Origin of the sequence: Xanthovirga aplysinae (genome assembly GCF_009711365.1) — a bacterium.
Lineage (GTDB): Bacteria > Bacteroidota > Bacteroidia > Cytophagales > Cyclobacteriaceae > Xanthovirga > Xanthovirga aplysinae.
Genome location: NZ_SMMB01000129.1, coordinates 1 through 425 on the forward strand (window position 1 = coordinate 1; position 425 = coordinate 425).

The 425-nt window shown below is 32.7% G+C and carries 1 protein-coding gene; it reads right to left on the reverse strand.

The genetic code is table 11. The features are described from left to right. Positions 1–389 (reverse strand): hypothetical protein (locus E1171_RS00200; RefSeq protein ID WP_155202983.1); only part of this gene is annotated, 389 nt, incomplete at its 3' end. Positions 390–425: the final 36 nt, after the last annotated feature.

The window sequence follows — 425 nt, forward strand, 5'->3', positions numbered from 1 at the left end:
TAATAATAATCTAAATGGCTTGCAGGAAACCAATTATGGGTAATAATTGGTGCTTTCTTGGGCATGGATCTTTTTTCAAAATCCTCCTGCAATTTTAATTTTAATTCTGATGAAATATTTTCCCATAAGCCTAGTTCAATGGAAAAATCATTTTTCCCCAAGTCTTCTGTTTTTTTTCCTCCATTGAAATCCAAAAGATTGGTTTTAAGTTGAAAAATCAGCAAAATCATTACAGTGGCAAATATAACTTGGCCAAAAATCATCCCCCGCTTTAAGGTTTTATACTTTCCCACCAGAAATTCATGATGAAATACATATGCTCCAATTAGAATCAAAGCGTAATAAGAGGGTCCACTCCAATGGGGCAATGTTTTATTATAAAGAGACATCCCCAATGTAGTTAAAATAAGAGGTAAACTTATACA